This window comes from Azohydromonas lata NBRC 102462 (genome assembly GCF_001571085.1).
In the GTDB taxonomy this organism is placed as follows: Bacteria; Pseudomonadota; Gammaproteobacteria; order Burkholderiales; family Burkholderiaceae_C; genus Azohydromonas; species Azohydromonas lata.
Map to the genome: position 1 here is coordinate 58,484 of NZ_BCTC01000029.1, position 6,217 is coordinate 64,700.

At 70.5% G+C, this 6,217-nt stretch carries 6 protein-coding genes; 3 read left to right on the forward strand and 3 right to left on the reverse strand.

Annotated features, from left to right (window positions below):
- Positions 1-21: 21 nt before the first annotated feature.
- Complete coding sequence (locus ALA01S_RS12555; RefSeq protein ID WP_157118968.1) at positions 22-1,806, reverse strand: PAS domain-containing sensor histidine kinase; 1,785 nt, start codon at positions 1,804-1,806, stop codon at positions 22-24.
- Positions 1,807-1,985: 179 nt separating this feature from the next.
- Here ALA01S_RS12555 and ALA01S_RS12560 point away from each other — a divergent pair, with 179 nt between their 5' ends.
- Complete coding sequence (locus ALA01S_RS12560; RefSeq protein WP_238455780.1) at positions 1,986-3,185, forward strand: multidrug effflux MFS transporter; 1,200 nt, start codon at positions 1,986-1,988, stop codon at positions 3,183-3,185.
- Entirely contained in the window at positions 3,182-4,147 is a 966-nt protein-coding gene (miaA, locus tag ALA01S_RS12565) for a tRNA (adenosine(37)-N6)-dimethylallyltransferase MiaA (protein WP_066336794.1), read from the forward strand. The genes ALA01S_RS12560 and miaA overlap by 4 nt, the downstream gene beginning before the upstream one ends.
- Here miaA and ALA01S_RS12570 read toward each other — a convergent pair.
- Both ALA01S_RS12570 and ALA01S_RS12575 read right to left on the reverse strand, forming a co-directional pair.
- Positions 4,131-4,577: a PH domain-containing protein gene (locus tag ALA01S_RS12570; protein WP_066336796.1), complete on the reverse strand. Its 447-nt coding sequence runs from the start codon at positions 4,575-4,577 to the stop codon at positions 4,131-4,133. The two genes, miaA and ALA01S_RS12570, sit on opposite strands and share 17 nt — an antisense overlap.
- A gap of 226 nt (positions 4,578-4,803) precedes the next feature.
- Complete coding sequence (locus ALA01S_RS12575; protein WP_218011464.1) at positions 4,804-5,115, reverse strand: chorismate mutase; 312 nt, start codon at positions 5,113-5,115, stop codon at positions 4,804-4,806.
- A 176-nt stretch (positions 5,116-5,291) separates the two neighbouring features.
- On the opposite strand from ALA01S_RS12575, the gene ALA01S_RS12580 reads away from it, so the two are divergent.
- Positions 5,292-5,945: an ABC transporter ATP-binding protein gene (locus tag ALA01S_RS12580; protein ID WP_066336800.1), complete on the forward strand. Its 654-nt coding sequence runs from the start codon at positions 5,292-5,294 to the stop codon at positions 5,943-5,945.
- The last annotated feature ends 272 nt before the right edge of the window (positions 5,946-6,217 follow it).

Sequence of the window (6,217 nt, forward strand, 5' to 3'; positions counted from 1 at the left end):
GGTGCCCGGGCGGGCCCTCGCTCAGCGCGGCGCAGCGGACGCATCCTGCAGCGGCAGCGAGATCTCCACGGCAAAGCTGCTGCCCTGCCCGGGCACGCTGTGCAGCGACAGCGTGCCGCCCATCACGTCCACCAGGCGGCGGACGATGGACAGGCCCAGGCCCGTGCCGCCGAAGCGCCGCGTGGTGGAGCTGTCGGCCTGCATGAAGGGCTCGAAGATGCGCACGCGCTGCTCGGCCGAGATGCCTATGCCGGTGTCGCGCACCTCGAAGCGCAGGAGCGCCCGGCCGCCGTCCTGCTCGCGGGCGGCCACGCCCAGCGTGACCTCGCCGGACGGCGTGAACTTCACGGCGTTGCCCAGCAGGTTGAGCAGCACCTGTTTCAGGCGCAGCGGATCGCCCAGCAGCGGGCCGGGCCAGGTGGGCTCGGCGGCGGCGCCGGTGTCCAGGCGCAGCTTCAAGCCCTTGGCCGTGGCCTGCGGCTCGACCATGGCGCACAGCGCGTGCAGCAGCGGGCCCAGCTCGAAGGGCACGGACTCCAGGTGCATCTCGCCGGCCTCGATGCGCGAGAGGTCCAGCACGTCGTTGGTCAGCGCCAGCAACTGCTCGCCGGCCTGCTGGATGTGGCCTATGAAGCGCCGCCCGTCCGGGGATAGCTCCATGCGCGCCATGAGCTGGCTCAGGCCGATGACGGCGTTGAGCGGCGTGCGTATCTCGTGGCTCATGTGCGCGAGAAAGGCGCTCTTGGCGCGGCTGGCCGCCTCGGCCTGCGCGGTGCGCTGGCGCAGCGTCTCCTCCAGCGCCTTGCGCTCGGAGAGGTCGGTGAGCACGCCCAGGAAGCCCTTGGGCGCGTCGCGGCCGTCGCGCAGCACGCTCAGGCTCAGCAGCACGGGCACGCGCGAGCCGTCGGCGCGCACGCAGCTCCACTCCTGGCCGGACTCGGCGCCGGGCCGCGACGGCTCGTCGTCCACGCGGCGCGAGGGCCACAGCACGCGCAGGATGTCGGCCGGCAGCGTGCGGGCGCGCTCGCGCAACTGCGCGGGTTCGAAGAAGTCCAGCACGCGCAGGCCCAGCGCCTGGCTGGCGCTGATGCCCAGCAGCTCCTGCGCGGCGCGGTTGATGGTGGTGATGCGCCAGTGCAGGTCGGTGGCGACGATGGCGCTGGCCGCGCTGTCCAGCACGGTGCGCATCTCGCGCGAGCGCTGCTGCATGCGCTGCTCCAGCAGCTCGCGCGCGGTGTGCTGCTCGTGCACGTCGGTGGCCACGCAGAACCAGCGCCGCGGCCCGCCGCCGGCCTCGGCCAGGGGCTCCACGCGCACGAGGTGCCATCTGTAAACCCCGTCGTGCCGGCGCAGCCGCAGCTCCTGCACGAAGGCCAGGCCCGTGTCGGCGGCGTGGCGCCAGTGCGCGCGGGCCACGGGGCGGTCGTCGGCATGCATGCAGTCCACCCAGCCCTGGCCCAGGGCCGCGGGCTCGGCCTGGCCGGTGTACTCGCTCCAGCGGCGGTTGAACCAGTCGGCCTGCGCGCCGGGGCCCACGCGCCACAGCAGGTCGGGGACAAGCTCGGACACGGCCTGGAAGCGGGCCTGGCTGTCGCGCAGCGCGGCCTGCACGGCCTCCACGTCGGCGTCGCCGCTGCGGCGGCGCTCCGGCGGTGGCGGCAAGGGGCCCACGTGATCGCCGGCCGCGGCAGGCGGCGCCACCGGCGGCCCGTCACCGGCCCCATCGGAGTCGGCGGCGTGCTTCAGGAAGCGCTTGGAGGACGCCGGGGCGCGCCGGGCGTGGGGGACTTGCGAGCCTAGGGACATGGGCAGCGGGTGCGGGCGGCAGACGAATCCGGCCACAGAGCAAACGGCGTGCCTGCCTGCGGGATTGACGGCGCGGGCCGTTCTGGGGCTGGCGGGCCGTGCGCGGCTGCTACGCTCGCGCGATGTCCGCAAAACGCAGTCCCCTGAGCAATACGGCCCAACCCGCAGCCGCGGCCCCCGTGTCCCCCGCCGTCGTGGCCGTGGCGCTGGCGCTGCTGATGGGCCTGCAGCCTGTGACCACGGACCTCTACCTGCCCGCGCTGCCGCGCCTCACCCGCGCCTTCGAGGCGAGCACGGCGCAGAGCCAGCTCACCATGTCGGCGCTGATCCTGGCCTTCGGCATGGGGCAGCTCTTCTGGGGACCGGTGGCCGACCGCTTCGGCCGCCGCCCGGTGCTGCTGCTGAGCCTGTCGCTCTACACCGCCGCGAGTCTGGGAGCGACGCTGGCGCCGGCCCTGGCTTGGCTGGTGCTGTGGCGCACGGTGCAGGGCGCGGCGCTGGCCGCGGCCGTGGTGTGCGCCCGCGCCATGGTGCGCGACCTGTACGAGCCCAGCGAGGGCGCGCACGTGATGTCCAAGGGCATGTCGGGCCTGGGCCTGATCGCCATCGCCTCGCCCATGCTCGGCGGCACGCTGGCGGCCACGCTGGGCTGGCGCGCGCCGCTGGGCGCGGTGGCGGCCATAGGCGCCATCGCGCTGCTGTTCGTGGCGCGGCAACTGCCGGAGTCGCTCGCGCACCGCAACCCGCAGGCGCTGCGATTGAAACCGCTGGCCGCCGCGGTGCGCGAGGTGCTGGGCCACCGCACCTTCCGCGCGTGGTCGGCGCTGGTGGCCTGCACCTACGGCGGGCTGTTCGCCATCCTGGCGCTGTCGTCCTTCGTCTACATCGAGGTGCTTGGGCTCACGCCCGGCCAGTACGGCGTGGCGCTGGCCTCCGGCTCGGTGGCCTACCTGCTGGGCACCTTCTTCTGCCGGCGCTGGCTGCTGCGCCACGGGCTGGACGGCGCCGTGCGCCGCGGCGCGGGGTTCAGCCTGGCCGGCGGCCTGTCCATGGCGGGCCTGGCGCTGGCGGGCGTGCAGGAGGTGTGGGCCGTGCTGCTGCCGCAGTGGCTCTACGCCTTCGGCCACGGCATCCACCAGCCCTGCGGGCAGGCCGGCGCGGTGGGGCCCTTCCCGCGCATGGCGGGCGTGGCCTCGGCGCTCAACGGGTTCGTGCTGGCCACCACCGCCTTCGTGGTCGGCCTGTGGGTGGGCCACGCCATGAACGGGACGACCCGGCCGCTGGGCCTGGTGCTGGGCGTGTTCGGCATCGCCACCGCCACGGTGGGCTGGACGCTGGTGCAGCGCCACGGCGTGCCGGCGCGGGCGCGCACGGCATGAGCGCGGCGGGCCTGGACGGGCTGCGCGCCCTGCCCTGGATCGCCCTGGCCGGCCCAACGGCCAGCGGCAAGACCGCGCTGGCGCTGGACCTGGCCGAGCACCTGGCCGCGCGTGGGCTGCCGGCGGAAATCGTGAGCGTGGACTCGGCGCTGGTCTACCGCGGCATGGACATCGGCACGGCCAAGCCCACGGCGCAGGAACGCGCGCGCGCGCCGCACCATCTGCTGGACCTGATAGCGCCCACGCAAGCCTATTCCGCCGCGCAATTCGTGGCCGACGCGCAGGCCGCCATGGCACGAATCCGCGAGCGCGGCGCGCTGCCGCTGCTGGTGGGCGGGACCATGCTGTACTTCAAGGCGCTCATAGACGGCCTGGACGACATGCCGCCCTCGGTGCCGCCGCTGCGCGCGGACATAGAAGCCCAGGCCGCCGAGCAGGGTTGGGCCTTCATGCATGGCGAGCTCGCCAAAGTGGACCCGGTGACCGCCGCGCGGCTAGCGCCGCTGGACGCGCAGCGCATTTCGCGGGCGCTGGAGGTTTACCGCGCCAGCGGCCGGCCGATATCGAGCTTCCACCGCGAAAAAAAAGCCAAGGCACCGGAAGGCCCGTTTTTCTCGCTGGAGCCGGAAAACCGCTCGTGGCTGCACGAACGCATCAATTTGCGTTTCGAGCAAATGCTGCAGGCCGGGCTGGTGGCGGAAGTCGAGGCGCTGCGCGCGCGCGGCGACTTGAATATCGAGCTGCCCTCCATGCGCTGCGTGGGATACCGGCAGGTGTGGGAGGCGCTGGACGCCGGATTGTCCGGCGCGCCCTTGCGACGTCAGGTCTTGGAAACCGGCAGCGCCGCGACGCGGCAATTGGCCAAAAGGCAGCTCACCTGGCTGCGCAGCATGCCGTGGCGAATTTCCATTGCCTGCGACGCGGCACAGCCGCTGCAGGCGCTGATCAGCCGGGTCGCGTGAAGCTGCTGCGCTTCATGCGCGAATACAGCGCCGCCATGAATTCCGTTCGCGAGCGCGGCGACACCAGCATCAATTCCCGCCCGTAGCGTATTTCCACGCGCCGCAGCGACAGTGCCGGCGCCGAGGCCGGATTGAGGCTGAGCATGATGGACTTGATTTCCTGATAGGGAATTTCCCATCGACGCATGCCGCTGCACACCAGCAAATGGTCCGGCATGAGGATGTAGCGGCAAGGCAGCACCATGACGCGCAGCGCCACGGCCATGAGCAAACCAATGCCCCAGGCGGCGGGAATACCGTCCACGGTGGCTTCATAAATCACCGCGCCGAAGGCCAGCAGCAGCGCCGCTGCGAGCCAGATGTCCACGCGCGTGGAGTAAGTGACGGGTTGCGCGTCGGATGAAACATCGCCGAACCGCTCAGCAGCCATGACTACTTTTGCCTTGAACTGGTAAATCCTGAAATACCGGTACGCGACCGGCGCCATCACTGCTCATGCAGGCGGGAAAATCCGCGGGCACATGATGCCTGCAAGCCGTTCGAAAGCTTTAGGTCCAGGCAGTTGTTCGTCCGGCGCTGAGCGCAAATAACAGGGGCATGGCGCGAATCCCCGAAAAACGTGAACTATTACCGGGCCCGGCAAAGGCGGCGTTCGGTCAATCGCCGGACGCGGAGCCGGCCAGTCGGGCGTGCTCGGCCATTTCCGCCTCGATGAAGGCCGCGATCATGGCCCGGTACACCCTTTCCGTGACGTCAGGATTGGCACCCAATTCCCCGGCCAATGACTTGACCTTGGCAATCACCTGCTCCACGCGCTGCGGCGCCTTGACGTCGTCGGTGGTCTTCTTGAATTTTGCCGCCTGTTTTACATAGCCGCCGCGCTCGGCGACGAGGGCGACGATCTGTCGGTCCAGGCGGTCAATTTGGGTGCGGACTTCTTCGAGGGATTCACAAGTCGCTGTCATCATTTGAACAACATCCAATCAAAAAAAAACACACCCCAATATTTATATTGGGCCATCAATATTTTACAAGGCAAAAAGCGCAAGCCGATTGACTGCGCAATCACCGTAGACCACAAAACACGGCCAGGCCTTCCCTTTGCCCTTACAGTGGCGCCGTCCGCAAATGGCTCCACGAATCCATGCTGTCCCTCCAAGCCCTTGAAAAACGCTATGCCGACACCCCCGTTTTCACCGGCGTGGACCTGAAAGCGAGTCAAGGCGAATTCATCGCGATATTGGGCGAATCCGGCGTGGGCAAATCCACGCTGCTCAATTGCATCGCCGGGCTGGACCAGGCCGATGCCGGCCGCGTGGTGCTGGACGGCGTGGACGTGTTCAGCCTGGGCGAGGAGGCCCGCGCGCGCTGGCGCCGCGAGAAGCTGGGCTTCGTGTTCCAGGCCTTTCACGTGCTGCCGCACCTGAGCGTGGCGCAGAACGTCGGCTTGCCGCTGCTGCTGCTCAAGCGGCCGGACGCGGCCCGGGTGAAGCACATGCTGGCCGTGGTTGGGCTGCAAGGGTTCGACGAGCGGCTGCCGCGCACGCTCTCGGGCGGCCAACTGCAGCGCGTGGCCATCGCCCGCGCGCTGGTGCACCGCCCGGCGCTGCTGCTGGCCGACGAGCCCACGGGCAACCTGGACCCGGCCACGGCCGAGCGCGTGATGACGCTGCTGCTGGAGCAGGCCCGCGCGGAAGGGGCCATCTGCCTGCTGGTGACGCACTCGCAAACGGCCGCGGCGCGCGCCGACCGCGCACTGCGCCTGACGGCCACGGGCTTCGAGGCGATGACGGCCTGAGCGGCCCAGGCGGTCCGCACGCCCGCAGGCAGGGTGTTGTCCCCGATACAGGGGATGGCCTTGCGCTTCTACATTGACTCCACCACCCGCCGCCACCCGCAGTCGCATCACCCTCCATCAACCCGGCCGGGTGAAGCGCCTGCAAGGGAGCGAGCGGTATGCGGCACCTGCGTGGCTGGGGACGGCCCCCGGCATCCCGTTTCACCGGCACGCCTGACCCTTCCGGGAGGCGTCCATGAGCGCCCTGCCCCGGCCCCGCCTGCACGTCGGGG